Annotated in this window: 33 protein-coding genes and 3 pseudogenes; 31 read left to right on the top strand and 5 right to left on the bottom strand. The window is 68.6% G+C overall.

All coding sequences use genetic code 11. The features are described from left to right. Window positions 1–26 precede the first annotated feature (26 nt). The 4 genes and pseudogenes from BEP68_RS18370 to BEP68_RS08430 all read left to right on the top strand — a co-directional run bounded on the left by BEP68_RS18370 (window position 27) and on the right by BEP68_RS08430 (window position 2,686). A pseudogene (locus BEP68_RS18370) lies at window positions 27–598 on the top strand (DUF6766 family protein). 204 nt (window positions 599–802) lie between these two features. Then, entirely contained in the window at window positions 803–1,510 is a 708-nt protein-coding gene (locus BEP68_RS08440; RefSeq protein WP_187249709.1) for a GAF and ANTAR domain-containing protein, read from the top strand. Next, a complete protein-coding gene (locus tag BEP68_RS08435) occupies window positions 1,507–2,235 on the top strand; it encodes a GAF and ANTAR domain-containing protein (RefSeq protein WP_187249708.1) in 729 nt (242 codons plus the stop codon). Before BEP68_RS08440 ends, BEP68_RS08435 begins: the two co-directional genes overlap by 4 nt. A gap of 103 nt (window positions 2,236–2,338) precedes the next feature. Beyond that, window positions 2,339–2,686 carry a hypothetical protein gene (locus tag BEP68_RS08430; protein ID WP_072591346.1) on the top strand — a complete coding sequence of 116 codons (348 nt, stop codon included), beginning with the start codon at window positions 2,339–2,341 and terminating at the stop codon, window positions 2,684–2,686. Between the two features lie 22 nt (window positions 2,687–2,708). Here BEP68_RS08430 and BEP68_RS08425 read toward each other — a convergent pair whose 3' ends face one another. The 5 genes and pseudogenes from BEP68_RS08425 to BEP68_RS08405 form a co-directional block, all read right to left on the bottom strand. Next, window positions 2,709–2,996: a DUF6510 family protein gene (locus BEP68_RS08425; RefSeq protein WP_056278844.1), complete on the bottom strand. Its 288-nt coding sequence runs from the start codon at window positions 2,994–2,996 to the stop codon at window positions 2,709–2,711. Next, window positions 2,996–3,721: a ferredoxin reductase gene (locus BEP68_RS08420; protein ID WP_056278843.1), complete on the bottom strand. Its 726-nt coding sequence runs from the start codon at window positions 3,719–3,721 to the stop codon at window positions 2,996–2,998. Before BEP68_RS08420 ends, BEP68_RS08425 begins: the two co-directional genes overlap by 1 nt. Continuing rightward, entirely contained in the window at window positions 3,718–4,308 is a 591-nt protein-coding gene (locus BEP68_RS08415; RefSeq protein ID WP_053096353.1) for a sulfite oxidase-like oxidoreductase, read from the bottom strand. The genes BEP68_RS08420 and BEP68_RS08415 overlap by 4 nt, the downstream gene beginning before the upstream one ends. Window positions 4,309–4,478: 170 nt before the next feature. Then, a pseudogene (locus BEP68_RS08410) lies at window positions 4,479–5,075 on the bottom strand (alpha/beta hydrolase); the annotation flags it as partial. Between the two features lie 49 nt (window positions 5,076–5,124). Beyond that, window positions 5,125–5,295 (bottom strand): annotated as a pseudogene (locus BEP68_RS08405) (manganese catalase family protein); the annotation flags it as partial. A gap of 217 nt (window positions 5,296–5,512) precedes the next feature. On the opposite strand from BEP68_RS08405, the gene BEP68_RS08400 reads away from it, so the two are divergent. The 27 genes from BEP68_RS08400 to BEP68_RS08270 all read left to right on the top strand — a co-directional run bounded on the left by BEP68_RS08400 (window position 5,513) and on the right by BEP68_RS08270 (window position 26,463). Then, complete coding sequence (locus BEP68_RS08400) at window positions 5,513–6,370, top strand: sigma-70 family RNA polymerase sigma factor (RefSeq protein ID WP_261987778.1); 858 nt, start codon at window positions 5,513–5,515, stop codon at window positions 6,368–6,370. Window positions 6,371–6,487: 117 nt separating this feature from the next. After that, a complete protein-coding gene (locus BEP68_RS08395) occupies window positions 6,488–7,312 on the top strand; it encodes a flagellin (RefSeq protein ID WP_053096345.1) in 825 nt (274 codons plus the stop codon). A gap of 102 nt (window positions 7,313–7,414) precedes the next feature. Further along, on the top strand, window positions 7,415–8,776 hold the full coding sequence (gene fliD, locus BEP68_RS08390; RefSeq protein ID WP_187249706.1) for a flagellar filament capping protein FliD: 1,362 nt from the start codon (window positions 7,415–7,417) through the stop codon (window positions 8,774–8,776). Between the two features lie 41 nt (window positions 8,777–8,817). Then, a complete protein-coding gene (gene fliS, locus BEP68_RS08385; protein ID WP_187249705.1) occupies window positions 8,818–9,231 on the top strand; it encodes a flagellar export chaperone FliS in 414 nt (137 codons plus the stop codon). Between the two features lie 6 nt (window positions 9,232–9,237). Beyond that, entirely contained in the window at window positions 9,238–9,516 is a 279-nt protein-coding gene (locus tag BEP68_RS08380; protein WP_056278839.1) for a hypothetical protein, read from the top strand. 109 nt (window positions 9,517–9,625) lie between these two features. Beyond that, complete coding sequence (flgB, locus tag BEP68_RS08375; protein ID WP_053096341.1) at window positions 9,626–9,973, top strand: flagellar basal body rod protein FlgB; 348 nt, start codon at window positions 9,626–9,628, stop codon at window positions 9,971–9,973. Further along, window positions 9,970–10,362, top strand: a complete 393-nt coding sequence (flgC, locus tag BEP68_RS08370) for a flagellar basal body rod protein FlgC (protein ID WP_053096340.1) — start codon at window positions 9,970–9,972, stop codon at window positions 10,360–10,362. Before flgB ends, flgC begins: the two co-directional genes overlap by 4 nt. Further along, on the top strand, window positions 10,362–10,679 hold the full coding sequence (fliE, locus tag BEP68_RS08365; protein ID WP_056278838.1) for a flagellar hook-basal body complex protein FliE: 318 nt from the start codon (window positions 10,362–10,364) through the stop codon (window positions 10,677–10,679). The genes flgC and fliE overlap by 1 nt, the downstream gene beginning before the upstream one ends. A gap of 2 nt (window positions 10,680–10,681) precedes the next feature. Further along, on the top strand, window positions 10,682–12,322 hold the full coding sequence (gene fliF, locus BEP68_RS08360; RefSeq protein ID WP_187249704.1) for a flagellar basal-body MS-ring/collar protein FliF: 1,641 nt from the start codon (window positions 10,682–10,684) through the stop codon (window positions 12,320–12,322). Further along, complete coding sequence (gene fliG / locus BEP68_RS08355) at window positions 12,319–13,401, top strand: flagellar motor switch protein FliG (protein ID WP_230100771.1); 1,083 nt, start codon at window positions 12,319–12,321, stop codon at window positions 13,399–13,401. Before fliF ends, fliG begins: the two co-directional genes overlap by 4 nt. A 134-nt stretch (window positions 13,402–13,535) precedes the next feature. After that, window positions 13,536–14,174: a FliH/SctL family protein gene (locus BEP68_RS08350; RefSeq protein WP_187249703.1), complete on the top strand. Its 639-nt coding sequence runs from the start codon at window positions 13,536–13,538 to the stop codon at window positions 14,172–14,174. Further along, the gene (locus BEP68_RS08345; protein ID WP_056279097.1) at window positions 14,174–15,499 is read left to right on the top strand and encodes a FliI/YscN family ATPase; all 1,326 of its coding nucleotides are present in this window, start codon (window positions 14,174–14,176) and stop codon (window positions 15,497–15,499) included. The genes BEP68_RS08350 and BEP68_RS08345 overlap by 1 nt, the downstream gene beginning before the upstream one ends. After that, entirely contained in the window at window positions 15,496–15,921 is a 426-nt protein-coding gene (locus BEP68_RS08340) for a hypothetical protein (protein ID WP_072591340.1), read from the top strand. The genes BEP68_RS08345 and BEP68_RS08340 overlap by 4 nt, the downstream gene beginning before the upstream one ends. Further along, a complete protein-coding gene (locus tag BEP68_RS08335) occupies window positions 15,918–16,283 on the top strand; it encodes a hypothetical protein (protein WP_187249702.1) in 366 nt (121 codons plus the stop codon). Before BEP68_RS08340 ends, BEP68_RS08335 begins: the two co-directional genes overlap by 4 nt. Then, on the top strand, window positions 16,280–17,716 hold the full coding sequence (locus BEP68_RS08330; RefSeq protein WP_187249701.1) for a flagellar hook-length control protein FliK: 1,437 nt from the start codon (window positions 16,280–16,282) through the stop codon (window positions 17,714–17,716). The genes BEP68_RS08335 and BEP68_RS08330 overlap by 4 nt, the downstream gene beginning before the upstream one ends. Window positions 17,717–17,728: 12 nt before the next feature. Beyond that, window positions 17,729–18,196, top strand: coding sequence for a flagellar hook capping FlgD N-terminal domain-containing protein (locus BEP68_RS08325; RefSeq protein WP_072591337.1), 468 nt, complete (start codon window positions 17,729–17,731; stop codon window positions 18,194–18,196). A gap of 30 nt (window positions 18,197–18,226) precedes the next feature. Beyond that, the gene (locus tag BEP68_RS08320) at window positions 18,227–19,393 is read left to right on the top strand and encodes a flagellar hook protein FlgE (RefSeq protein ID WP_187249700.1); all 1,167 of its coding nucleotides are present in this window, start codon (window positions 18,227–18,229) and stop codon (window positions 19,391–19,393) included. Between the two features lie 121 nt (window positions 19,394–19,514). Continuing rightward, window positions 19,515–19,730, top strand: a complete 216-nt coding sequence (locus tag BEP68_RS08315; protein ID WP_042541095.1) for a flagellar FlbD family protein — start codon at window positions 19,515–19,517, stop codon at window positions 19,728–19,730. Window positions 19,731–19,732: 2 nt separating this feature from the next. Next, window positions 19,733–20,530 (top strand): motility protein A, encoded by a 798-nt coding sequence (locus tag BEP68_RS08310; protein ID WP_187249883.1) that lies wholly within the window; start codon window positions 19,733–19,735, stop codon window positions 20,528–20,530. Then, a complete protein-coding gene (locus BEP68_RS08305) occupies window positions 20,527–21,336 on the top strand; it encodes a flagellar motor protein MotB (RefSeq protein WP_053096330.1) in 810 nt (269 codons plus the stop codon). Before BEP68_RS08310 ends, BEP68_RS08305 begins: the two co-directional genes overlap by 4 nt. Window positions 21,337–21,369: 33 nt before the next feature. After that, window positions 21,370–22,263 carry a flagellar motor switch protein FliM gene (locus BEP68_RS08300; RefSeq protein WP_187249699.1) on the top strand — a complete coding sequence of 298 codons (894 nt, stop codon included), beginning with the start codon at window positions 21,370–21,372 and terminating at the stop codon, window positions 22,261–22,263. Then, window positions 22,263–22,919 (top strand): FliM/FliN family flagellar motor switch protein, encoded by a 657-nt coding sequence (locus BEP68_RS08295; protein WP_053096328.1) that lies wholly within the window; start codon window positions 22,263–22,265, stop codon window positions 22,917–22,919. Before BEP68_RS08300 ends, BEP68_RS08295 begins: the two co-directional genes overlap by 1 nt. 2 nt (window positions 22,920–22,921) lie before the next feature. Next, window positions 22,922–23,353 carry a flagellar biosynthetic protein FliO gene (locus BEP68_RS08290; RefSeq protein ID WP_072591336.1) on the top strand — a complete coding sequence of 144 codons (432 nt, stop codon included), beginning with the start codon at window positions 22,922–22,924 and terminating at the stop codon, window positions 23,351–23,353. A gap of 128 nt (window positions 23,354–23,481) precedes the next feature. After that, complete coding sequence (gene fliP / locus BEP68_RS08285) at window positions 23,482–24,330, top strand: flagellar type III secretion system pore protein FliP (protein WP_315985292.1); 849 nt, start codon at window positions 23,482–23,484, stop codon at window positions 24,328–24,330. After that, window positions 24,327–24,602, top strand: coding sequence for a flagellar biosynthesis protein FliQ (gene fliQ, locus BEP68_RS08280; RefSeq protein WP_042541106.1), 276 nt, complete (start codon window positions 24,327–24,329; stop codon window positions 24,600–24,602). The genes fliP and fliQ overlap by 4 nt, the downstream gene beginning before the upstream one ends. Next, a complete protein-coding gene (locus BEP68_RS08275; RefSeq protein WP_042541108.1) occupies window positions 24,602–25,363 on the top strand; it encodes a flagellar biosynthetic protein FliR in 762 nt (253 codons plus the stop codon). The genes fliQ and BEP68_RS08275 overlap by 1 nt, the downstream gene beginning before the upstream one ends. After that, entirely contained in the window at window positions 25,360–26,463 is a 1,104-nt protein-coding gene (locus tag BEP68_RS08270; protein ID WP_187249698.1) for a flagellar biosynthesis protein FlhB, read from the top strand. Before BEP68_RS08275 ends, BEP68_RS08270 begins: the two co-directional genes overlap by 4 nt. Window positions 26,464–26,488 lie beyond the last annotated feature (25 nt).

The following is a 26,488-nucleotide window of genomic DNA, read 5'->3' as shown; positions in this document are numbered from 1 at the left end:
GCATCGATGCGAATCGCGTTCTGGTCATGGACGCTCCTCATCGTGGTCGGGCTGGCGACCATGATCGCCCTGCCTGTGATGGGGAGGTGAACGAGATGCGTCGCTTCGTCAGAAACGGGGGACTCAGCCTCGTCTTTCTCGCGATCTTCGCGCTCAGCCTGATCGGGCAGTCGATCGCGGGACACGCCTACAACAACCAGGAGCTGGCTCGGCACGGTCAGCCGCCCACTCCGTATCTGGAGTTCATCACCTCCTCCGACTTCCTCGTCGATGTGGCGGAGAACTGGCAGTCGGAGTTCCTGCAGTTCTTCCTCTTCATCCTCGCGACCATCTGGTCATCCAGCGAGGATCACCTGAATCCAAGAAGCCGGGCGACGAGGGAGTGGGGTCGGACGCCGATCAACTCGTCGGAGAGCACGCGCATGTCGACTCCCCGCGCTGGGCGAAGGTGCACGGACTGCGCGGGTGGATCTACTCCAACTCGCTTCTGCTCGCGATGGGAACGATCTTCCTGCTCTCGTGGCTCGCCCAGTCGCTCGCCGGCCATGTCGTCGCCAACGAGCAGAACGCGCAGCACCCAGGATCCACGGCGAGATGAACAGGTATCCGGCCAGGACCTCACGCCTGTTGTACGGATCGCGCTGCCGTCGCTGCCGGTGTGCCGTCTTCATGAGAGGAGAAGTTAGACGCGCGGGGTGAAACCGGCCCGGGGCTTGTCACCGACCGGTTGTTGTGCAACTCTCGGACTTCGTAGGTGCCTCCATCGCGCGGCCAGTCCGGTGGCGGTATCGTGAAGAGCACTATGAGTGAGTCATTCGACGATGCGCTGAGTGATCTGGAGCGCTCCGGTCGTCAGCTGGACGCCCTCAGTGTTTTCTTCGTCGATCGGTTCCCGGTCACCGGTGCCGCGGTCTCGACGGTGGGGGACGTGCTCGGGAGCGAGACGATCTCCGCGTCCGACGACGTGGCGGCACGCCTGGATGAGCTCCAGTTCGACCTCGGTGAAGGCCCGTGCTGGGAGGCCATGCGCACCTCTGCCGCTGTCCTCGAGCCCGACTTCCGGCACCGCGGCGTCTCTCGGTGGCCCGCTTTCGCCTCGGCTGTGGAGGACGACGCGGAGGTCGCGTCGATGTTCGCCTTCCCGCTGTCTGTCGGCGAGATCAAGATGGGAGCCGTCGACCTCTACTCGACAGCACCCGTGGCGCTCACTCCGAGCGAGTGCACGCAGGCGCGCGCCATGGCGGATGTGGTGAGCCGGCATGTGCTGAGGGACGCGCTGTCGGACTTCGCGGACAACGACGCGCAGACGGGCATCTACTCTCGACGAACCGTGCACCAGGCGACCGGCATCGTGCTCGCGCAGCTCGACATCGGTCCGGACGACGCGCTGCTCATGCTTCAGGCGCGGGCGTTCTCGACCGGGCAGCGCGTCATGGAGGTCGCGCAGGCGGTGGTGGACGGCTCTCTCCGCTTCTCGCGCACGTCAGGCGGCATCGAGGCGGGCTCATGACGACGCCTACCCGCGAGGCTCGGTTGTTGGAGCTCTTCGCCACCCTCGCCGACACGATGGTCGACGACTACGACGTCGTGGATCTGCTGCAGACACTCGTGGATGCGTGCCAGGAGCTGCTGGATGCGAGCGACGCCGGAATCCTTCTCGCCGACCCCTCCGGTGAACTCGAACTCGTCGCATCCACGAGCGAGGCGACCGAGCTCGTCGAGGTGATCCAGCTCGCCGCAGAGGCGGGACCCTGCATCGAGTGCTTCCTGACGGGGACAGCGGTGTCGGTTCCCGACATCGCCGCCGGTTCAGAGAAGTGGCCGGTCTTCCGCCAGGCGGCGTTGGAGAACGGCTTCGCGTCGATCGAGGCGATACCGATGCGGCTGCGGAACACGACGATCGGCACCCTCAACCTGCTCCGATCCGATACCGGGTCGCCGCCCCCTGAAGACCTCTCCGCGGCGCGAGCGTTCGCCGATGTGGCAACGATCGGGATCCTGCACGAGCGCAGCCTCCGAGAGCAGGAATCGCTGTCGTCGCAACTGCAGACCGCACTGAACAGCCGGGTGATGATCGAGCAGGCCAAGGGTGTTGTCTCGTTCACGGCGGGGGTGCCGATCCCCGATGCCTTCACGCTCATGCGCGCCTTCGCCCGTGATCGCGGCCTGCGTCTGAGCGAGGTGGCTGAACGCATCGTGCGGCGGGACATCAGGCTTGAAACACCTGAATCCTGAAAGCGCAAGGGGGGTCGACCTCGCACACGATCGGGCCTAGCGTGAAATCGCTGCCCCGGCCCCGGTAGCGGAAATGCAACCGTCGAGAGTTCCGGGAGTGATCATGAAGTCCCTCATCACCCAGGTCGGCACCTACCTGACGGGTGACGCGACCGCAGACGCGGTGCTGGAGTACTGGAAGGCGTTGGCGGAGGAGCGGCGCTCGGATGTCGTGGAGATCCCCGTCGTCGGCCCCGCGGGCGGTCGGTCGAGTGTGCGGGTGACGCTCGGTGCCATGCTGCCGATCGCGGTGGCGCACGCGGAGTTGTCGCCGCAGATCGAGGACGATGATGGCGCAGCTGAGGGGATCCGGGCCCGTGCTCTGGCGCTTGTGCCGACGGCGACCACGGCATTCGAGCCTGACGACGTCCGTGAGGTGTTCGACGCCGAATGCGACTCGGGCCCCGTCTGAGCGCCGGTCGCCGACGAGCGAGCTAGTCGCCGTCGGAGGCCCACTCCAGGCGGGACAGAGCCCCGACATCGAGCGAGTACCGCCCGTCGATCTGAATACAGGTCAACAGGGTGTGTCCGCATCCGCGACACAAGAGGATCACGCCGGCCGGATCCAGTTCTGCGACGGCGTCGCCGAGCACGGCCTTGCGATCGCAGCGCGTGCAGGTGGCCCGAGCACCGGTCATGTCCCTGCCGAACACTTCGATCAGGATCCCGCCAGCGGCGTTGCCGTCGACTCTCGTGCGATGGCCGGGGTGGGCAGCGTTCATCAGGCACCTCCGAAACGCTCGGTACGGATGCGGTCGGGCGGATGCCCCGCCGCGACGAGCAGATCGGCGACCGCCTCGACGAAGCCGGTCGGCCCGCAGACGTATACCGAGGGGCGCTGGGCGGCGGGGATGGTCGAGGCCTCGAGCGTCGCGGCATCCACCCTGCCCGCGGGGCGAGCGAAGCCGACCGGTGCCGAGCGGCTGTACGCCCAGTCGACGCTGAAGGCGTCGTCGGCGAGATCGCCCAGTTCGGCCGCGTAGAACGCGTCGTCCGCGGAACGCACCGCGTACAGGAGCCGCATCGGTGCGGAGCTGGCCGAGCGCGCATGCTCCCGGGCCATCGCGAGGAGCGGCACTATCCCTGACCCGCCCGCGATGAGCTGAACGGGCTCGGGCTGGGCAGGGGTCCACACGAAGTAGGCGCCGATCGGACCGCGGACCTCCAGCTCGTCGCCGGGCCGGACATCCTCGACGAGATACGGAGAGACCTCGCCCTCCGGCACCTCGTCGACGGCCAGCTCGAGCACGTCACCCTCTCCGGACGATGCGAGCGAGTACGACCGCACGGCCTGATAGCCGTCCTCAGCGGTCAAACGCACATCGACGTGCTGTCCGGCGAGATTCCCCGGCCACCCGTCGACCCGGAGGGAGAGCACGCGGCCATGGGGTGTGGCTCGTCGGACCTCGATGACACTGGCGACAAGCCACAGCGACGACGAGGTCACCAGTAACGCTCCTCTTTCCACGGATCGCCGTACATGTTGTATCCGTTCTGCTCCCAGAACCCCGGTTCGTCGTTCTCGAGAAGATCCAGGCCGTGGACCCACTTCGCGGATTTCCAGAAGTAGAGGTGGGGGACGAGGAGCCGGGCGGGGCCGCCGTGCTCTGCGGCGAGCGGCTCGCCCTCGAACTCGAATGCGATCCACGCCTTGCCGCCGGTCAGGTCGGCGCGGGGAACATTCGTCGTGTACCCGCCGTAGGAGAAGACCCGCGTGAAGTCGCCGTCTCCGGCATCCTGCAGCAGATGATCGAGCGAGACTCCGCGCCACTGCGTGCCCAGCTTCGACCACCGCGTCACGCAGTGGATGTCGGTGGTGATCGTATCGATCGGCAGTGCCTGCAGCTCATCCCACGACCAGGTGCGGCGAATGCCGTCGAGCCCGACGACCGCGAACTCCCAGGTGTCGGTCGCGACTCGGGGTGTCGGTCCGGCCGAGAGCACCGGGAAGTCCTCGGTGAGGTACTGACCCGGGGGGAGTCGGTCATCCGACTCGCGTCGCCGGGCGCCGAAGCCGCGGGAGATCACAGCCATGATCGCCTTCTTTCGTTGGTCCCACTCATTCCACCCGATTGAACGGGCGGACGCCTCCTGCAGGTGTCGAACGCGGCACGCGCGGGTCGCCCCGATTCTAGGACCGTGGGGCGCGGTGTCGCACCATTCGAGGGCGGAGAGCGCCGGACGGCGTCTCCGCCCTCGAGAGGTCAGACGACCTCGGCAGCCGCCTCGACGATGAACTGGATGACGTCCTGGGGGAGGGCGCGCATCACGAGGTGCGGTGCGTCGAGTTCGATGACGCGACGGAAGTTGCCGCGGGTGTAGCCGAAGCGCTCGACGTCCGGGTTGATGGTGTGGTCGGCAGCGGACACGATGCCGAAGGCAGGCTTGGTCTTCCATGCAGCGACCGGTGCGGCCTCGCTGAACGCAAGGGCTGCGAGGGGGCGCTGTGCCACGGCGAGGACCTCGGAGATGGCGGGGTCGATGCCGGCAGCGAAGACCTGCGGGAAAGCCTCGACCTTGACCGAGACGTCCGTGCCGTCCTCAGCGCCGGGGTTCGGGAACGGAGTGTAGACGAGGTTGGCGGCCAGCTCGGAGTCGGGGAACCCGCCCTGCAGCTGGCCGAGGCTCTCGCCTTCTTCGAGTGCGTAGCCCGAGAGGTAGACCAGCCCCACGACGTTGTCCGCAGCACCGGCGACCGTGATCACTGCGCCACCGTACGAGTGGCCGACCAGGAGGACGGACCCCTCGATCTTCTCGACGACAGAGCGGATGTACGCCGAGTCGCCGAGCAGACTGCGGTTGGGGACGGCGGGGACGACGACCTCATGGCCGAGATCGAGAAGACCGCGAGTCGCGGTACTTGCCGGGGATGTGCATGTTCCACGCCTGGAACTGGTACTGCATGGCGACCGTGATCTCGCCGTACTGGCCGCCCAGGACCTCCTGGAGCTTTCGGGCGTAGACGGCATCCGGGGCTTCGGGGATGGCGGTGAACTGAAGTTCCTGACGAGGGAAGAACATGGCTGCCTTTCTGGTCGGATCGTGATGGGTGCCCATGAGACCGGTTCTCGCTGCGACGGGATAAGGGCTTCACAGACCGCCGGGCGACGGGGATAATCCGCGACCCGGGTCCGGAGAACTGAACGACTCGAGGATCGAGTTCCGCGTTTTTTGCTCATAAACGTGTTGTTCGTGCTAGCTTCACTCGTAAAACAGTTGTTCTAGCCACGGAGTCACATTGCTGAGTAGTTCTGCTGTTTCCGCTGATTCCACTCAGCCCCCGGAAGCCCCCGCTTCGCCCGAGAAACTCGCACGCGACAACATGCCGCTCGCCACCTTCCTGGCTGTGGAGAAGGCGCGGTCGGCGACGCACGTCGATCTGGACGACCTTCTCTCCGCCGCCCGCCTGGGCCTCGCCCGCGCGGCCATGTCGTATGACGCCGCGCGGGGCATTCCTTTCGGTGCGTTCGCGAGCAGCCAGATCAACTGGGCGATGCTGTCGGAGATGCGTCGCGCCGACCCCGCCGGCGAGCGAGGACGCGACAAGATCGAGCGCGTGAGAGTCGCCGCCGAGACGGTGCTCGCCCGCACCGGCCGAGCCGCGAGCACGGCGGAGCTCGCGCGGGAGTCGGGGCTCACCGCCGAGGTCGTCTCGGAGATGATGAAGCTCGACGAGATGGTGCGCACCGCGATCAGCTTCGAGGAGCACTTCGACGCCGAGACCGGCCGGCAGGCGGTCGATCTCACCGACAGCGTCATCCTCCCCGAGCACGCCGTCGAGCAGTCCGAGACGCGAGCGATGATGAACCGAGTGGTCGACGCTCTGCCCACGGCGATGCAGCAGGTCGTGCGCGGCATCTATCTCGAAGACCGCATGGTCAAGGACATCGCCGAAGAGCTCGCCGTCAGTCATGCCTACGTGTCGAAGCTGCGCTCGCGCGGACTCGAACTGATGCGCGAGGCCATGGAGGCCTGGGAGAACGGCACGACGGGTGACCGATCGACCAAAGCCAGGGCTGAGTTCTTCGAGGCGCTCTTCGGGCCCGTCCGCGCCGAGATCCGCGACCGGTCGAGCGAGCTCCTCGCCGCCGTGTGACGCGACCCGTGGAATCTTCCGGATCCGTGGTTACGCCGGCGGCCGATGTCGCGAATATCGGTTGTGCAGGCCCACGGATGGGCCCGCGTCCAGCCCCATAACCACGGAGGAATTCTCATGGGTCTTCAGATCGCAACCAACGTCGGTGCACTCAACGCGTACCGCAACCTCTCTGTCAACCAGAACGACGTCTCGAAGTCGCTCGAGAAGCTCTCGAGCGGTCTGCGCATCAACCGTGCAGCCGATGACGCCGCCGGCCTCGCCATCTCCGAGGGCCTGCGTTCGCAGGTCAACGGTCTGAACGTCGCAGCCCGCAACGCTCAGGACGGCATCTCGGTCATCCAGACCGCAGAAGGCGCGCTCACCGAGGTCCACTCGATCCTGCAGCGTGTCCGCGACCTCGCGGTCCAGGCCGGCAACGACTCGAACAACACCGAGTCGCGCGACGCCATCAAGACCGAGATCGACTCGCTGGGCGAGGAGCTCACCCGCGTCGCCGCCAGCACGAACTTCAACGGGATCAAGCTGCTCGACAGCGCGAACACCCTGACGTTCCAGGTCGGCGCAGGCTCCGAGGCTGCCGAGGACCAGATCGGCGTCACGCTGACCGACTTCTCGGGCCTGGGCGCCACGATCGGCGCTCTGACGGTCGACACCGCGGCCAACGCACTCACCTCGATCGGCGCGATCGATGACGAGATCACCGCCGTCTCGACCGCTCGTGCGGGTCTCGGTGCGGTGCAGAACCGCTTCGAGTCGACGATCAACTCGCTGCAGGTCTCGGCCGAGAACCTCGCCGCAGCGAAGAGCCGCATCGCGGACACCGACATGGCCGCCGAGATGGTCAAGTACACCGCCTCGAACATCCTGCAGCAGGCCGGCACCGCCATGCTCGCTCAGGCGAACCAGTCGGGCCAGGGCGTCCTGCAGCTTCTCCGTTGAGTCGCTGCGCCTGAGGCGCACAGGGCGCCCGGGCGGAGTCACCTCCGCCCGGGCGCCTTCCTGTAGGACACCCTTGACCGCAACGCACGGAAGACGACCGGGATGAAACTCGACGGACTGGTATCAGGGCTCAAGACCGAAGAGCTCATCAAGGCGCTCATGGACGTCTCGGCGATCCCGAAGACGCTCATCACGAACAAGATCACCGACCGCAACTCGGTCATCACCAACCTGCAGTCGCTGAACAAGACGCTGCAGGAGCTCGTCGACAAGGCCAAGACCGCCGCGGGACCCAGCTCTCTGGCATCCTTCACAGCGACCTCGTCGTCCGAGACGGTCACGATCACCGCCGGCAGCAAGGCGACCGCATTCTCGACCGCCATCGTGGTGGATGCCGTCGCCACAGCGCACTCCGTCGTCACCGCTGCCGCAGGAGGAACAGCGTGGGGCGGCACCTTCACCCTCGTGGGATCCGACGGCGAAGCCGTCGAGGTCACTCCGCTGGGCACCGGTCCGCAGGACCTCGCGAAGGCGATCAACGCGTCGAAGGCCGGTGTGAGCGCGACCGTCGTGCCCGCGGGAACGGATGCCGACGGCAAGCCGCTCTCGCGCATCCAGCTCACCTCCGCCGAGACGGGCGCGGCTGGTGCCTTCACCCTGAACCGCGGAACCGCGGCGGAGGTCACCGCCGGAACCGCGGTCGATCTCGGTGCCGCCCCCGGCGCCGCACTGCTCGCCCAGGGCGCGGATGCCCGCATCCGCCTCTTCGCCGGCACCGACGCCGAGCAGACCCTGAACAGCGCGAGCAACACCATCACCGTCGGAGAGGGCATCGAGGTCACCGTCACGAAGGCCAGTGCCGACCCCGTCACCGTGACCGTCGCACGCGATGCGAAGAAGCAGAGCTCGACGGCGGAGGCGTTCGTCAAGGAGATCGCCGCGCTGCTGGTGCGCATCGACAACGGCTCGAAGGCGACCATCGGCGAGGTCGGCGAGACCACGACCCTCGGCGTCTTCACCGGCGACAGCACGGTGCGAAACCTCCGCGGCGCGCTGGCGACCGCCGTGCAACATCCGATCGACGGCATCTCGCCCTCGACGATCGGCATCACCGTCAGCGACAAGGGCGTGCTCTCGTTCGACGCCGAGAAGTTCGCCGCAGCTCTCGCAGAAGACCCGGAGGGCACGCAGGAGCTGTTCTCCGCCGTCTCGGCGCGGGTGCAGGACGTGACGACCCAGTACTCCGACAAGTACGACGGCCTCCTGACCAAGCGCATCACCGGCCAGGAGGACGAGGTCAAGACGCTCAAGACCCAGGTCGAGCGCTGGGACATCCGGCTCGAACAGCGCCGCGCCACCCTCGAACGCACGTACGCGCAGCTCGAGGTGCAGCTCTCGAAGCTGCAGTCGCAATCGTCGTGGCTGACCAGCCAGCTCGCCGGACTCACCCCGTCGGATTCCTGACCTCGTCCTCGTGACATCGCATCGCATCGGAGCACGTACTCATGGCACTCACCTCACTCGACCGGGCCAAGCAGCAGTATCTGGAGCAGCAGGTGGCCTCCGCCACGCCTGAGCGCCTTCTCGTGTTGCTCTACGACCGCCTCCTGGTCGACATCGAGCGCGCGGACGCCTGCCAGGAAGCGGGGGATTGGGCGGCTGCGGGGAACCACCTCGTGCACGCGCAGCAGATCGTCGCCGAGCTCAACGGCTCGCTCACCGATGAGTGGGACGGCTCCGCAGAGCTGCACGGCGTGTACACCTACCTCACGGGACGCCTGATCACCGCCAACATCGCTCGAGACCGCGCGGCCACCGCGGAATGCCGAGCTCTCGTCGTGCCGCTCCGCGAAGCGTGGCATGCGGCGGCTGCGGCGGTCGCGTCGACCGCGCAGACCCCCATCACGGCCCTGGCCTGAGCGACCGTGCCCGACACTCTCTCGGCCTGGCTGACGGTGCTCGACCAGTTCGAGCGCGCCCTCGACGCCGCCGACGAGCACCTCGACGAGCAGTCCTTCGAGGCGCCGGACGGCCCCGTCCCCGAGGAGCTGCGCGAGCGTGCCGAAGCCGTGCTCGCGCGGCAGCAGCTCATGATCGGCGGACTCGTCACGTCGCGCGCCAATGTGGCTCGCGAGATCGCCGCACTGCGGCGCGTGCCGACCTCCACCCAGAATGTGCCGGCATATCTCGACGTCGAGGGTTGAGCACAGCGGTTACATGGATGCCCGGGTGTCGCGATAGTCGGCGCAGAGCACGGATCGCTCGACGATTGGCCAGGGATCGGCCTCTCCACCAACATCCCGGAGTGCCCCCGTGCTCGAATCCGTCACGTCCTCTGCGCTCATCAGCGCGCTCGACGGGCTGGCCCTGCGCCAACGCTCGATCGCCGAGAACATCGCCAACGTCAACACGCCGGGCTACCAGGCCCAGCGCGTGCGGTTCGAGGATGAACTCCGTTCTGCTGTCCAGGGCGGCTCGGGAAGCGTCGCCGCGACGGTCGAGCGCTCGCTCGAGCCGACCAGGCTGAACGGCAACAACGTCAACCTCGACACCGAGACGCTCTCGAACATCGACACCGTGCTGCGTTTCCAGTTCGCGAGTCAGGCGATCGGCGGTCAGGCGGCCTCGATCACCAAGGCGATCGGGCAGGCCTCCGCATGACCTTCGACGCGATCGGCATCGCCGGCACCGGCCTGACCGCGCACCGCAAGTGGCTCGACGCGCTCAGCGACAACATCGCCAACGTGAACACCGCGACACCCGCAGGCCAAGAGGCGTTCCGGGAGAAGTTCGTGACCGTGCAGGCCGGCACCGACAGCCCCGGCGTGTACGTCGCCGGCGTCGTCGAATCCGAGGCCGACGCGAAGCTCGTGTACGACCCCGAGCACCCCTATGCGAACGAGGACGGCTACGTGCAGTACCCGAACGTCGAGCTCGGCGACCAGATGAGCATGCTGATCCTCGCCCAGCGCGGATACGAGGCGAACGCCGCTGTCGTCGACCGGGCGAAGACGACCTACGAGGCAGCGCTGCAGATCGGCCGCAACTGATGTCGGGCATCGAGGCCATCGGCGCCTCCGGTGTCGCGCCGCTCTCGGCGCTCAGCTTCGAGACGGGCCCGGACGCGACCAGCGCTCCTGCCTCCGGCAACGCCTTCGCCACGACGCTCTCGGGGGCGATGGAGAACCTGCAGCAGCTGCAGTCGACGTCGAACGAGCTCGCCGTGCAGGCGGTCACGGGAGACCTGCAGGACATCCATCAGGCGATGATCGCGTCGACGCGCGCCTCGGTGACGCTCGACCTGGTGGTGGCAGTGCGTGACCGCAGCGTCTCGGCGTTCAACGAGATCATGAGGATGCAGGCCTGACGATGCCCAAGATGCTCACGACCTACTACGACCGCGCCAAGCAGGTCGTCTCAGGATTCTCCCTCGCACAGCGCACGATCGCCGTCATCGGTGTCGCGCTGCTCGTGATGGGCGCCATCGCCCTCGGCGCGTGGCTCACCAAGCCGCAGATGAGCCCGCTCTTCACCGGCCTGAGCGCCGGCGACGCGTCGGCCGTCGTCGAGCAGCTGAAGTCGGCTGGCGTGAGCTACGAGCTCGCCGAGGGAGGCGCGACGATCCTCGTGCCCGACGACCAGGTCTATCCGCAGCGTCTCGCGGCGGCATCCGCCGGGCTGCCCGGCGACACCAGCGAGGGCTACACCCTGCTCGACGAGATGGGTGTGACGGCGAGTGAATTCCAGCAGTCGGTGACCTACAAGCGTGCCATCGAGGGCGAGCTGGCCAGCACGATCGGCGCGATGGAGGGCATCTCGACGGCGTCGGTGCAGCTGGCGATCCCGGAGGAGAGCGTCTTCGTCTCGGAGCAGCAGAGCCCGACCGCATCCGTGTTCGTGAAGACCCGCAACGGCTCAGGGCTCAGCGACGAGAAGATCGAGGCGATCGTGCACCTCACGAGCGCCGCCGTGCCGGGGATGACGCCGGAGGACGTCGCGGTGACCGATCAGGACGGCCGCGTGCTCTCGGCGGTCGGCACCGGGCTCACCGGGAACTCCTCGAAGCAGGCGACGGAGCATGAGGCCAAGGTCGCGGCATCCGTCAGCAAGATGCTCGAGACGATCGTCGGGCCGGGCAACGCGACGGTGACGGTATCGGCCGATGTCGCGAACTCCACATCCGAGCGCATGGACGAGACGTACTCGGCCCCCGAGGGCGAGCTGAGCGCATCGGAGCAGACCAAGACCGAGACCTACAACGGCGGCGAGGGCGGAGGTGCCGGCGTGCTCGGCCCCGACAACATCGCGGTTCCCAACGGCGCCGAGGGGACCGGCGCCTATGAGTTCGAGGAGACCTCTCGCAACAACGCCGTCAACAAGTCGACGGAGAAGACCATCACCCCCGCCGGAGAGGTGACGCGGCAGACCGTCAGCATCGCGCTCAACCGCGGGACGGTCACCGGAGTGACGGCGAACCAGATCGAATCGCTCGTGGCATCCGCGGCAGGGATCGATGTCGAGCGCGGCGACGAGATCGCCGTCGAGTTCGTCGAGTTCAACCAGGCGGGTGCGACGGCGGCGCAGACAGCGCTGCAGGCGGCGGAGGCCGAGCGCGACGCGCAGTTCCAGCAGGAGCTACTGCGCTCTGCGATCATCGGCGGCGCGATCCTGCTCGCGGCGATCATCCTGATCGTCTTCCTCGTCGTGCGCCGCAAGATGAAGCGTCGGGTGATGTACACCGAAGACGGACCGATCGAGTACTTCGCGACGGTCACCGAGAGCGAGGAGCAGAAGCTCCGCTCGCTCAGAGGGCTGAAGGAGGCCGAGGCGATCATCGCCCCGGCGCCGACCAAGCTGCTGCCGTCCGCGTCGGCCGATCTCGACGATGAGCCCGAGCCCGACAAGGTGCTGGTCGAGCGCCGTCGCCGGGAGATCGACGACCTCGCCAAGCGCGAACCCGACACGATCGCCAGCGCACTGGCCGACCTGATGGATGAGGCGACCGTATGAGCGCGCTGACCGAGCTGCTGGACGCGCAGGCCGACACGGTCGAGGTGTCGGCCGTCGAGGCGCCGGCACCCGTGGCTGCGCCGGAGATGAGCGGACTGCGCAAGGCCGCGATCGTGCTGATGAACATGGATCGCGCCGCCAGCGCCGAAGTGCTCCGCCACCTCGGCGAGGAGCGGTCCGAGATGCTCGCGGCCGAGCTGACACAGCTCGGGGGAGTGGACGTGGCCTCGACGGCCCGTGCTCTCGGCGAGTTCCGGCGCATCGCCACCGGCGGCTCGGTGCCGTCGCGGGGCGGACAGGAGCTCGCCACCGGACTGCTCGAGACGGCATTCGGCCGCGAGAAGGCGGTCGGGATGGTCGGCCGAGTGATGTCGCAGGGGTCGGTCTCGTTCGACTTCCTCAATGCGGCGGACCCGGCCCAGCTCGCCACGATCATCGAGGGTGAGCTTCCGACCACCGTCGCCGTCGTACTGGCCAATCTCAGAGCCGATCGTGCGGCGGCGGTTCTCGCCGCCCTGCAGGATCCCCTGCGCACGGACGTCGCTCAGGCGATCGCGACGATGGGCACCGCCACGCAGGAGGCGATCTCGATCGTGGCCGACTCGCTGCGCTCGCGCACCGGCGTCTTCGCGATGCGCGACAACCATGAGTCCATCGGAGGCGTGCAGCCTCTCGTCGAGATCATCAACCGCTCGGACACCGCGCTCGAGAAGTCGCTCCTCGCAAGCCTCGAAGGCCGTGATCTCGCCCTGGCCGAGGACATCCGCAGCCGCATGGTCACGTTCGCCGACATCGCGCGCCTCGAGGATCGCGACGTCCAGCGGGTGATGCGCGGTATCGACCTGCGCATGCTCGCCCTCGCGCTGAAGGGCGCGGACGACCAGATCACCGACAAGGTGAAGAGCAACATGACGGAGCGCAACCAGGAGAACCTCGCTGAGGAGACCCGAGTCCTCGGTCCCGTGCGCATGCGTCAGGTCGATGAGGCCAGAGCCGAGATCGTGCGCATCATCCGCGACCTGGAAGCCGCGGAGGAGATCACGATCTCGCGCGAAGACGAGGATGAGCTCATCGAGTGATCCCTCTGACGGCAGGTGAGTCGGCCGATCCGGTTACGGACGCAGCCGGGTGTCGCGATAGTGGGTCTGGAGCACGGATCGCTCGACCTACGGGCCACGGACAGGCCTCGCCCTTCGATTCCGAGGTTTCCGCCGTGCTCGATTCCGCCTTCACGCCACTGGTCGTGCCGCGCGTCGGCGAGACGCCCATAGACCTCCGCGGCGAGGCCGACAGGGCCCGCACCCGTGGCTATGCCGACGGCTTCGCCGAGGGCCGCAGGCTCGCCCTCGACGAGGGAGAGGTGCAGCACGCCGCGCAGCAGCAGCGGATGCACGAACTCCAGGAGCTGTACCTGCATGAGCGCGGCTCGGGTCTGCGCGCGTTGGAGAGCGCGCACGCGGCCCTCGACCGCCGCATCGACGAGCTGAGCATGCTCGCCGCCGATCGCATCGAAGAGCTCGCCGTCGCCCTCGCCACCACGATCCTCGGAGCAGAGCTGTCGGATCCGGCACGTTCGGCGGCGCATGCGCTGCGCCGGGCGCTCACGGAGATGCCGGCGGAGCGCTGGACAGGGGTCGCCTTCAGCGAGCAGGACGTCGCAGTCCTGCAGGACGAGATGTCGTCGATCGACGCGCTGCGCGGCATCCGGATCTCCGCCTCTCCGGCCGTGGACAACGGCGGCGCCATCGTCGAGATCGAGAACGGGGCCGTCGACACGCGCATCACGTCGGCGCTCGCCCGCGCGGCCGCAGCACTCGACGGCGACGAACAGGATGCCGAGGTGATCGTGTGATCACCGCGACGCGGTCGTGGAACCGTGCGCTCCTGGCAGCGCGCCCGGAGCGCTCAGGAACCGTGAAAGCCGTGCGAGGGCTCGGCGTCGAGGTGCTGGGCATCGACGGCGCGGTGGGCGACCGCATCCGCATCGACGCGACCGACGGCCGTGTGGTGGATGCCGAGATCGTCGCCGTCGACGGAGCCGCCGCCCGCTGCATGCCGCTGGGCAGGCTCGACGGGATCACCGCCCGTGCCCGCGTGCGGCACGGGGGAGCGCCGCTGCAGGTGCCGACCGGACGAGCGCTGCTCGGACGCGTGCTCGACGGACTCGGGCGACCGATCGACGGCAAGGGGCCGCTCGACCGGGGTGTCGCTCCCGTCTCGCTCGACCACGATGCGCCGAGCGTCATGGATCGCCAGCGCATCGATCGTCAGCTCGGCCTCGGCGTCCGCGTGCTCGACACGATGACGCCGGTGGGCTCGGGTCAGCGTCTCGGGCTCTTCGCCGGCTCCGGCGTCGGCAAGTCATCGCTGATGTCGATGATCGCCCGTGGCTCCACTGCCGATGTGAACGTCATCGCCCTCGTCGGGGAGCGCGGTCGCGAGGTGCGCGAGTTCCTCGAGGACGACCTGGGCCCCGAGGGTCTGGCGCGGTCGGTGGTGGTCGTCGCGACCTCGGATCAGCCCGCGATGGCGCGCCTGCGCTCGGCATTCGTCGCGACCAGGATCGCCGAGGCGTTCCGCGACGACGGCCTCGACGTGGTGCTGATGATGGACTCCCTCACGCGCGTCGCCATGGCGCAGCGCGAGATCGGGCTCAGCGCAGGCGAACCGCCCGCCACCCGCGGGTATCCGCCATCGACGTTCTCGGTGCTGGCCCGCCTGCTCGAGCGCGCAGGAACCGGACCCGTCGGATCGATCACCGGCCTGTACACGGTGCTCGTCGACGGCGACGACCACAACGAGCCGATCGCGGACGCTGCGAGAGGAATCCTGGACGGCCATGTGGTGCTCGACCGCGCGCTGGCGATCCGCGGACACTTCCCCGCGATCGACGTGCTCGGCTCGGTGTCTCGCGTCGTGTCGAAGATCACCACTCCTGAGCAGCGTCAGGACGCGGTGATGCTGCGCAGCGTGCTGGCGGCTCGTCGCAGCGCGAACGACCTCATCGAGATCGGCGCCTACCGCCAGGGAGCGAACCCGATGGTCGACGCCGCCCTCGCGCACGAAGGCGCGATCTCGCGCTTCCTCACCCAGCGGATGGACGATCTTGCGGCATCCGACGACTCCTGGCAGCGGCTCGCCGCCCTCACCACCGACTTCGGAGGACTCACCCCATGACCTTCCCACTGGCTGGCCTGCTGCGCGTGCGCGGCGCCCAGGAGCGTGTCGCCGCCGAGCAGCTGTCGCGTGCGAGCGCGGAACGGGCGCAGGCCGAGCTCGACGAGCAGACCGCGATCTCGAGCCTCGCCGACATCAGCGCGCAGATCGACGATCCACGAGCGCTGATGGCCATGGCCGCCGCTCGCGCCGCGGGACGCAGCACGCTCAGCGATCTGCAGGCGCTCGTCGAGATGAGGCGCGGCACGGAGTCGGAGGCGAAGTCGGCCCACGTCGAAGCGCGGCGCGACCTGAAGGGACTCGAGCGGCTCGAGAGCACCCACCGCGTGGAGGCGACCAAGGCCGAGCTCGCCGCGGAGCAGTCGGCGCTCGATGAGATCGCTGTGGTCCGCACCGCGCGACGTGAGGGGAGCGCCGCATGACCGGGCTCGCGGCGGTGATCGCCCGCGTCGACGCGATCGAGACGCAGATCGTGTCGCTGGATCCGGCAGGCCGCGCGGCGGCGGCGTCGGCTGCAGCGACCGCGACCGCTGCGACCGCCGAGACATCGGCGGCGAGCGCGACGACGTTCGCTGGAGTCCTCGAAGCGGCGAAGGCGGCGTCGACCCCGGAAGCACCCGCTGCCGGCCAGACCCCCCAGACTGCGGCGGCAGCCGGCACGGGAGCGGGCGGCGACGCGAGCGCTGAGGTCATCTCGGCGCTGCAGACGCTGTTCTCGGCCAATGCCACCGGCGCAGACGGCTCGACGGCGTCGATGCAGAAGATCATCGAGATGCGCCGATGACCGCCGTGGGGCTGCTCGCGACGGTGGCGGGTTCAGGAACCGGCGAAACGGAGACAGGTGGACGATCTTCGGCCGTTTCGGGCTCTCTGTTCGGCGACGCGCTGATCGCCGCTGGCCGGGTGCTCGACGGTGCGACGGATCAGGACGCAGCGACGCTCACGCCGGACGGACAGGACGCGCCGACTGCCGAGGAGACTGCGGCATCCGACGACGCGAGCGGGGCGGAGGCGCCGATCGCGACCATGATGCACCTCACCGCGCAGTTCGCTCCGGCCGTGGCTGCGGCGGCCCCTGCATCCACGTCGACGCCTGCGCAGAGGACGCCGGATGCGACGACGCTCGATGGGACGACGCTCGTGCAGACGGCGCCGGAGGCGTCGGAGGCAGCGGGGAGCGCCCGCAGCGCTCTCCCCGCTCCCGCCGCAGCGTCGGGTGAGGCGCGCCCTGCCGAGCTCCCCACAGGCCCGGCCGCGGCAGCCGTCGAGACGGGCGCGACGGTGACCTCCCCGCCTCTCGGCGTGTCGGCGCCGGAACGGACTCCTGCGCCCGAGATCTCATCGGCATCGGCGTCGGCGTCGGCGAGGGGCGCTGACGGGGCGCCTCCTGTGGCCGGCGCCCGAGTGCGCCCGGAGACCCTGTCGAGCGACGCTCCCCGTGACGCTCGGGTGACGGGTCAGCAGGACCCGGCGGAGGGCGTTGCCGACCCGGCGACATCCTCCGCTGCCGCTGCGGCTCCGCGGTCCGAGTCCCCGCGGAACGCGGCACCGTCGACTCCGATCCCGACCACCGTCGGCGTCTCCGCTGCGTCCGTGACGGGCGGCCAGGCAGAGCCGCTGTCGGCGAGCGACTCCGTCGACCCACTGCCGGGTCCGCAGCCCGGGTCGCCTGCGACGACTCTCGCTGCGGTCGCATCTCCGGCCGCGGCGACGGCCATGCCCGTGTCCTCGCCCGAAGCGGCCGGGTCGACCAACCGGGCCGTCGCCGCGCAGGTCGCACCCGTGGTGGTGAGCATCGCGCAGCGCCCGATGGGCACCCATCAGCTCACGATGACGGTGAACCCGGACAGCCTCGGCCCCGTCACCGTGCGCGCGCACATCAGCGCGGCGGGCGAGGTGCAGGTCGAGCTCAGCGGCGCCACCGATGCAGGGCGCGACGCGCTGCGGACCATGCTCGTCGACCTTCGCCGTGATCTCGCCGCTGTGATGCCGCACGCGACTCTCAACGTCTCCCACGGGGCATCGGCGGACACCGCCGGAGACCGCGGCCAGCAGGGCGCGGGCGATGCGTCACCGGAGCAGGGCTCCGGTGATCGCGACGCGCAGCGCGGACGCTCCGACCAGCGCCGCGGGGCCGAGCAGAGCCCCGATCTTTCCCGCATCATCCCGACGACGTCCTCTGCCGCATCCGGTGCAGGGCTCGACATCTTCGCCTGAGAGGACGACCGAATGACTGTCGACGCAGTGACCGCACCGAGCTCCATCCACACGGGAGGGACGACCGATCCCGCAGCCCGCAAGCAGGTGCTCGACGGCGAGGTGTTCCTCAAGCTGCTGGTGACGCAGCTGACCCATCAGGACCCCTCGAGCCCGATGGATACGAACGAGATGATCTCGCAGACGACCCAGCTCGCGATGATGGAGCAGCTCACCACGCTCGCCGACAACGGCGCCGAGGCCTTCGCCCTGAACATGCGTCAGGCGGCGAGCGCCCTGATCGGACAGGAAGCGAGCTACAAGGACGCCGACGGCAAGACCGTCTCGGGAATCGTGACCAAGGTCTCGTTCGACGGACCGATCCCGCAGGTGACCATCGGCGACAAGACTGTCGCGCTCGACGTCATCACCGGAGTCGCGACCGCACAGACCACCCCCGCACCGACCACCCCCGCTGCGCCCACCCCCGCCGCAGTCTGACCCCGTCTCACCCAGGAAGAGAGAAACCCCATGCTTCGCTCGCTCTACTCCGGAATCTCCGGTCTCCGCTCGCACCAGACCATGCTCGACGTCACGGGCAACAACATCGCCAACGTCAACACGGCAGGGTTCAAGGGCTCGTCCGTGCTGTTCCAGGACTCTCTGTCCCAGCTCATCGGCAACCCGGGCATCCCCGACGACGAGGTCGGCGGTCGCAACCCCGCCCAGGTCGGTCTGGGCGTGCAGGTCGCCGGCGTGCGCACCAACTTCGCTCAGGGCTCGGCCCAGGCGACGGGCCGCGGTGGCGACCTGATGATCTCGGGCGACGGCTTCTTCGCCGTCCGAGCCGGCGGAGAGACCCTCTACACGCGGGCGGGCGGCTTCTCGTTCGACCCCACCGGCAAGATGGTGACCGCCGACGGCTCGATCGTGCAGGGCTGGTCGGCGCAGGACGGCGTGGTGAACACGGGGCAGGCGGCGGGCAACATCGTGCTGCCGCTCGAGGCGGTGTCACCTGCGAAGGCGACGACCTCGGCGACGGTCACCGGCAACCTGCCCTCGACCGCCGCGGTCGGTGATGAGCTGGTGCGCGACGTGACCGTCTACGACGCCCAGGGCACGCCGTCGACCCTCAGCCTGACCTTCACGAAGACGGCGACCGGATGGGACGTGACCGAGCCGACCAGCGGCGCAACGGGGGCGCTGACCTTCACCGACGGCAAGCAGGCCGGCGCAGGCCTCACGCTCGCAGCCGGCGCCGTGAGCGTCGACCTGGGTGCGGTCACGGGCTACGCGAACATGTCGACGGTCGCCGTGACGGAGCAGGACGGATCGGCTGCCGGCACGTTGAAGTCCTACAGCATCACCGGCGACGGATCCATCGTCGGCACGTTCAGCAACGGTGCGACGCAGACGCTCGGCAAGATCGCCATGGCGACGTTCGCGAACCCCGAGGGGCTGGAGAAGGCGGGCGGCACGGCCTACCGCGCATCCGTGAACTCCGGAGCTGTGCGCATCGGGGAGCCGGGCCAGGCCGGCTTCGGCAACCTCGTCTCGGGTGCGCTGGAGATGAGCAACGTCGACCTCTCGCAGGAGTTCACCAACCTCATCGTCGCCCAGCGCGGGTTCCAGGCCAACGCGCGCATCATCACCACGAGCGACGAGGTCCTGCAGGAGCTCACGCAGCTCAAGCGCTGATCGCCTGCGCCGACTCGGTCGGACACGCGCGACGAGGCCCGCCCCTGGTTACCGGGGGCGGGCCTCGTCGCGATAGTCGGAGCAGACTTCCCCCTCTCATCCGAAGCCCGGAGAACCCCCGATGATCATCGTCACCCGCCTCGACCGCACCCGGTTCGCGGTGAACCCCGACCTGATCGAACGCATCCACGCCTCGCCGGACACCACTCTGCACATGGTCGACGGTCATGTGTACGTGGTCGAGGAGGATCTCGACGCCCTGATCGATCTGATCGTCGCGTACCGGGCGCGCGTGCTCGGCGCAGCCCAGGCACTGACCTCGCAGACGGGGGCATGACGGTGGATCCCGCATTCATCATCGGGGTGATCCTGGCGTTCGGCGCGCTGGTGGCGATGATCACGATGGAGGGGGCGAGCTTCGAGGCTCTGCTCATTCCGGCGCCGATGATCCTCGTGCTCGGCTCGACGATCGGCGTCGGCATCGCCAGCCACACCCTCCGCGACACGATCCTCGCTGTGAAGAGCCTCGGGCGCATGGTCAGGGGCCCGAAGATGACGCCGGAGGCGGTCATCCCCTTCCTCGTGGGGTATGCGGAGAAGGCCAGGGGCGAAGGTCTTCTGGCACTGGAGCAGGAGCTCGACTCGGCACCCGATGCCTTCACCCGACAGGCGCTGCAGGCTCTCGCCGACGGAACGGATGCCGAGGATCTGCGCACGGTCATGGATGACGAGATCGCCGCGACGTCGTCGCGCAACCGCGTGGCATCGAAGTTCTTCGGCTCGCTGGGCGGATATGCGCCCACGATCGGGATCGTCGGCACCGTCGTCTCGCTGACGCACGTGCTCGAGAAGCTCGACGAACCCGACCACCTCGGGCCGATGATCGCCGCGGCCTTCGTCGCCACGCTCTGGGGTCTGCTCTCGGCCAACTTCATCTGGAACCCGATCGCCGGTCGCCTCGGACGGATCGGAGCCGTCGAGCTCGAGCGGATGACCCTGGTCTCGGAGGGCATGCTCGCCATCCAGGCCGGAAGCGCACCGCACCTGCTCCAGGAGCGTCTCGAGGCGCTGTCGACCGTGAAGCCCAAGGCCACCAAGAAGAAGCGCGAGCCCGAACGGGCAGAGGGCGTGCAATGAGCACAGCCCGTCGAGCTCGCGGTCGCGGGCATGAAGATGACTCGCACGATGAGCCGGACGAGCGCTGGGCCGTCTCGTACGCCGACATGGTCACGGTTCTGATGTGCCTGTTCATCGTGCTCTTCGCCGTGTCGAACGTCGATAAGACGAAGTTCGAACTGCTCGCGAACAGCCTCGCCACGGGTTTCGGGCAGGAGAGCACCGAGGGCGGTGCCGACACGGCCGAGGGCGTGATCGTGCCGCCTGAACTGCAGGACGATGACGGGGTGGTCGACCTCGCGGCGCGGGCCGAGATCGAGTTCGAGTCGCTCGAGGGACTGCGCGATCGCATGAGCACCTCGCTGGCGGCACAGGGTCTGCAGGACACGGTGCAGTTCGTCATCGACGACCGGGGACTCCAAGTGGGGCTGGTCGGCGCAGAGACGTTCTTCGCCGACAACAGCACCGACCTCTCGGCGAAGGCGGACGCCGTGCTCGACACGATCGGAGACGTGCTCGTCACGGTCGACAACCAGGTGAGTGTCGAGGGGCACGCCGACCACCGCGTCTCCGCCGCGCCCTTCGCCACCAACTGGGAGCTGTCCGGCGGGCGCGCGACCCAGGTGGCGCGGTTCCTCGTCGAGCACGAAGGCGTCGGAGGACCCCGTGTGAAGGCGACGGCGTTCTCGGACACCCGCCCCATCGTGCCGGGCGACACCCCTCAGGCGCTGGCCAGCAACAGACGCGTCGACATCATCGTCGAATCGAACGAAGAAGAGCAGGTGAGAGCGCTGATACCCGCTCTCGCGGCTGCTGCGAACAACTGAGCTCACGTGAACACCACCGTCGAGGAGACCGTCATGACCGCATCCGCCGTGCTCGATGACCCCGCCCTGCGCCATCCGGCGTACGATTTCGGACGCCCCGCCCAGCTCGGACGCGAGAGCACCCGCCATCTCGAAGCGGCCTTCGAGTCGTTCGCCCGGCTGTGGTCGTCCCAGCTCACGGCGAAGATCCGCGTGCGCGCCCACCTCGCACTCGAGACCGTCGAGCTCGTGTCGTACGAGGAGTACGCCGACACCCTGCCCGGGACGACGGCCATGGTCGCCGGCTCGTTCGCCGACCGCGACGAGCCGTGCGTCGTGCAGTTCGGTCTCGACAGCGCCCTGCTGTGGGTGGTGCAGATGATGGGCGGCAGGAGCACATCGCTTCCCGAAGCCCGCACCTTCACGCCGATCGAGCTCGCCCTCGTCCGCAACCTGATGGAGGGCACCTTCGAGCACCTCCACGCCAGCCTCGGCGCTCTGCTCCCTGGTGCACCGCGCTTCCCCGCGGTGCACTACAACCCCCAGTACATGCAGGTCATCTCCGCGACGGCGGCGGTGATCGTCGCCCGATACACCATGCGTCTCGGCGATTCCGAGTCGACCGCGACGGTGATGCTGCCGGCGACCGCGGTCGTCGACCGCCTCGCGGCCACGGGATCGGACGCGGCATCGGCGCATTCGACGGATCAGACTCTGGAGCAGGTGCGCAGCACGCCGTTGGAGCTGACGCTGCGCCTCGCGCCCATCACGATCGGCACCGGAGAGATCCTCGATCTCGCACCGGGCGACCTGCTGCGCCTGCCTCACCCCGAGACCCGGCCGTACGAGCTCATGGCCGGGCAGACCCGGATAGCTCTCGCGACACCGGGCAGCAGAGGCTCGCGCCTCACCTGCAAGATCACGACCACCCATGAGGAGACCCACTGATGAGCACCTTCCACGAGACCGCCATCGCCGCGGCGATCGCCGGCAAGCTGCCGTTCGGCTACCCCGTGATCCCCGCACCGTCCACCGACCCCGGCGCGTCGGGCGACGCGGTGGTCGTCACCTTCACGGGCAGCCCCGGGGCCCGCATCGCGATCCAGGTCATCGACCCGTCGCAGCTCGAGGACGGCTCCAAGAACGCTCAGCTGGCCGATCGCCTGCACCCGATCTTCGAGGCGGCCGCCGCCGTGCTCGGCAGCGGCTCGCTCGGCGACGGAGCCGTGGTCGACGCCGCCGAGGTCTTCACCGATTCGGGGACCCAGGTGTTCGACATGGTCGACGCCGACGGCAGCGTCGTGGCGCGCGCATCCGTGCGCATCGACGGAGCCAGGGCGGCATCCGCGTCGGGTCCGCAGCGGCTCAACCGCATCGCGGGGGTCGAGATGGAGCTCGTGGTCGAGATCGGGCGCACGCGGATGCCGGTGCGCGACGTGCTCTCGCTCGAGCCGGGCCGTGTGGTCGAGCTCGACCGCGCCGCCGGGTCTCCCGCCGACATCAAGCTCAACGGCCGACTGATCGGGCACGGCACGGTCGTCGTCGCCGAGGGCGACTTCGCGATCCGCGTCGAGCGCATCCTCGACAGCGCCGAGACGGTCTGAGCGTGGACGACATCCTCGTCGCGCTCCGCGCGATCGTCGCGCTGGGAGCGGTGCTCGGGCTGCTGCTCTTCCTGAGCCGCCGCCTGCAGAAGTCGCAGGCGAAGGGCGTGAGTCCGCTGGCAGGGCTGATGCCGAAGAAGCTCGCCAAGCTGACCGAGCTCGTGCCGACGCGGCCCGCCGCGGCGCCGCGTGCGCGCCCGGAGAAGATCACCGTGGTGGCGAGGTCGGGCATCGGCGGCAAGGCACAGCTCGTCGTGGCGGAGTTCGGCGGCATCCGCTACGTGCTCGGCGTGACGGAGCACGGGATCAACGTCGTCGACACCCAGGAGGCTCCTCCTCTCGAGCAGGAGGAGGTCGTCTCCTCGGACGTACGATCCGCCTCCGTCGAGATGCCCGATGACATCGTCGACCGCGCGCTGCGCTCGGTCGCCTGACCCGCGGTCAGCGCATCGGTCGACGCGGTTACGTGCACCTCGTGATGTCGCGATAGTCGACTGCGAGCACGGATCGCTCGACCCCCTGGCTACGGATCGGCCACGCCACCCAACTTCGGAGTGCCGCCGTGCCCGCATCCGCCGCAGTCGCCGCGCCGCCGTCTGCGCGCGCACCGCGACTGCCTCGCCGCGTGTGGGTGCTGCTCGCCGCGGTGCTCGTCGTCGTGACGGCACTCGTGCTGCTGCAGGCCACAGGGGCGCACGCAGCGGCGATGCAGGTCCCGACTCAGGTCGGTGACGGCGAGGGCGACGGTGTGACGATCAACGGCATCAACGGGGCGCCGTCCGACAGCATCATGACGTTGCTGGGCATCACCGTGCTCAGCGTCGCTCCGGCGCTGCTGCTGATGATGTCGAGCTTCACCAAGATCTTCGTCGTGCTGGCCCTCACCCGGAACGCGCTCTCGCTGCCGTCGATCCCGCCGAACCAGGTGCTGGCCGGTCTCAGCCTGTTCCTGACGCTGTTCATCATGTGGCCGGTGCTCACCGACATCAACACCGTCGCCGTCGCGCCGTTCACCGACGGCCAGATCGACTTCGGAAGGGCGTTCGAGCTCGCCCAGGAGCCCCTGCGGCAGTGGATGCTCTCGTACACGCGCGAAGAGGACATCGCGCTGATGCATCGGGCAGCGCAGATGGAGAACCCCACCGACGCCGGGAGCATCCCGCTGCAGACGCTCGTCCCGGCCTTCATGATCAGCGAACTGCGCGCGGCGTTCCTGATCGGGTTCATCATCTTCGTGCCGTTCCTCGTCATCGACCTGGTGGTCGCGAGCGCACTCATGTCGATGGGCATGATGATGCTGCCGCCCGTCATGATCTCGTTGCCGTTCAAGATCCTCCTGTTCCTGCTCATCGACGGGTGGGGCATGGTCATCACCGCGCTCGTCCAGTCCTACAACGGGGGTGGCGGGTGAACCCCGAAGCGGTCATCGACATCGGTCAGGCGGCGCTCATCGTCGGTGCGAAGCTCTGCGCGCCCCTGCTCATCACCGCCCTGGTGGTGGGCTTCGCGATCTCGCTGCTGCAGTCCATCACCCAGGTGCAGGAGATGACGATCTCGTTCGTGCCGAAGCTCGTCGCCGTCGGCATCGCGCTCCTCGTCACGGGGCACTGGATGATCGCCGAGATGATCGCGTTCACGAACGAGATGTTCGCGCGGATACCGTCGCTGCTGAACGGCGGCTGATGAACATCCCGATCGATTTCACCTGGCTGGAGGCGACCTCGCTCGCCTGCGTGCGGATCACGGCATTCCTGGTCCTCGCCCCGCCGTTCAGCCACGGCACGATCCCGATGCGGATCCGCGCGATGCTCGGCGTCGGTCTCGCTCTCGCCGTGTCGCCGGTCGTGACCGCAGGATATGAGCGCCTCGACACCGGGGCCTTCATGCTCGCACTGGCAGGGCAGGCCCTCACGGGGGCGCTCCTCGGCTTCCTCGTGATGGTGCTCTTCAGCGCGATCCAGGGCGCCGGCCACCTCGTCGACACCTTCGGCGGGTTCCAGCTGGCTCAGGCCTTCGATCCCGGCATGGCGATCAACGGCGCACAGTTCACCCGACTGTTCCAGATGACCGCGATCATGCTGCTGTTCGCCTCCGACGGATACCAGCTCGTGCTCGGCGGTCTGTTCCGATCGTTCGACGCGGTGCCGGTCACCGGCATGATCGATCTCGCCAAGCCCGCCGAGGCGCTCGTCGGCGCTGCGGGACAGATGATGCTCAGCGCGGTGCAGATCGCGGGACCGCTGCTCATCGTGCTCTTCCTCGCCGACGTCGGACTCGGTCTGGTCAGCCGCGTCGCGCCCGCCCTGAACGCCTTCGCGATGGGCTTCCCGATCAAGATCGGTCTCACCCTCCTGCTCGTCGGATTCGTCTACGCGGCGCTCCCGAGCGTGGTCGCCGTGATCGCCGAGGAGGCTGCGCGACTGCTCCTGGGGGTGACCCGATGAGCGAGACCGACGCCGGCGAACGCACCGAGAAGGCGACCGAGCGTCGCCTGAAGGAAGCGCGGAAGAAGGGCCAGATCGGCCGCAGCCAGGACTTCACGGCCTGGGTCTGCATCGCCGCCGCGGCCGTCATGATGGTGCCGACGATCGCCTCGGGCACGCAGGTGGTCACCGAGCTCTTCCTCGCCGTGACGCCCGTCGCGATGAACCCCACCGACGGCGCCGCCATGGATGTGCTGAGCTCGGCCATCACCTCGCTCGGGGGCATCCTGCTTCCGATGCTGGTGGTGGTGCTGCTCGCCACCACGGCCACCGCGGTCGCGCAGGGCGGCATCCACCTGCGCGGCGTGACCATGCGCACCGAGCAGTTCAACATCGTGTCGGGCGTCAAGCGCGTCTTCGGCCGGCAGGCGCTCTGGGAGGGCGCCAAGGCGCTGCTGAAGACCGTGGCCATCGGGCTCGCACTGTGGATCGTCGTCTCGGGTCTCGTCCCGGTACTGATGGCCAGCGGCAGCCACAACATCACCTGGCTGCTCGAGCAGGCGGCCGGGGGAGCGGTCGCGCTGCTGCAGGTCGCCGTGGCGGTGGGCATCGTGCTCGCAGCGATCGACGTGGCGGTGGTCATGCGGCGCAACCGCAAGCACACGCACATGACGAAGAACGAAGCCAAGGACGAGCACAAGAAGACCGAGGGCGACCCGCTCGTGCGCTCCCAGCGCCGCTCGCGGCAGCTCGCCATGAGCCGCAACAGGATGATCGCCGCGGTGGGCGACAGCGACGTCGTGCTCGTGAACCCCACGCACGTGGCGGTGGCGCTGCGCTACGAGCCGGGCAAGTCGGCGCCACGGGTCGTGGCGAAGGGCGCGGGGATCGTCGCGCAGAAGATCCGCGAGAAGGCGGAGGAGAACGGCGTGCCGATGATCAGGGACATCCCTCTCGCACGCGCGCTGCACTCGGCCTGCGAGATCGGGCGGGAGATCCCCGAAGAGCTCTACACCGCGGTCGCCCAGGTGCTCGCCTTCATCGAGCACCTCAAACGTCGAGGCTCGGCCAGGGGAACGCACACGATGCCCTTCGCCAGCACCAGGGACCGCGGCCTGTGAGTCCGGCCACGAGCACATCAGAACG

Origin of the sequence: Microbacterium sp. 4-7 (assembly GCF_014332665.1) — a bacterium.
GTDB lineage: Bacteria > Actinomycetota > Actinomycetes > Actinomycetales > Microbacteriaceae > Microbacterium.
Note: the sequence above shows the minus strand (reverse complement) of the source record. Positions and strands in the feature narration are given on the sequence as shown.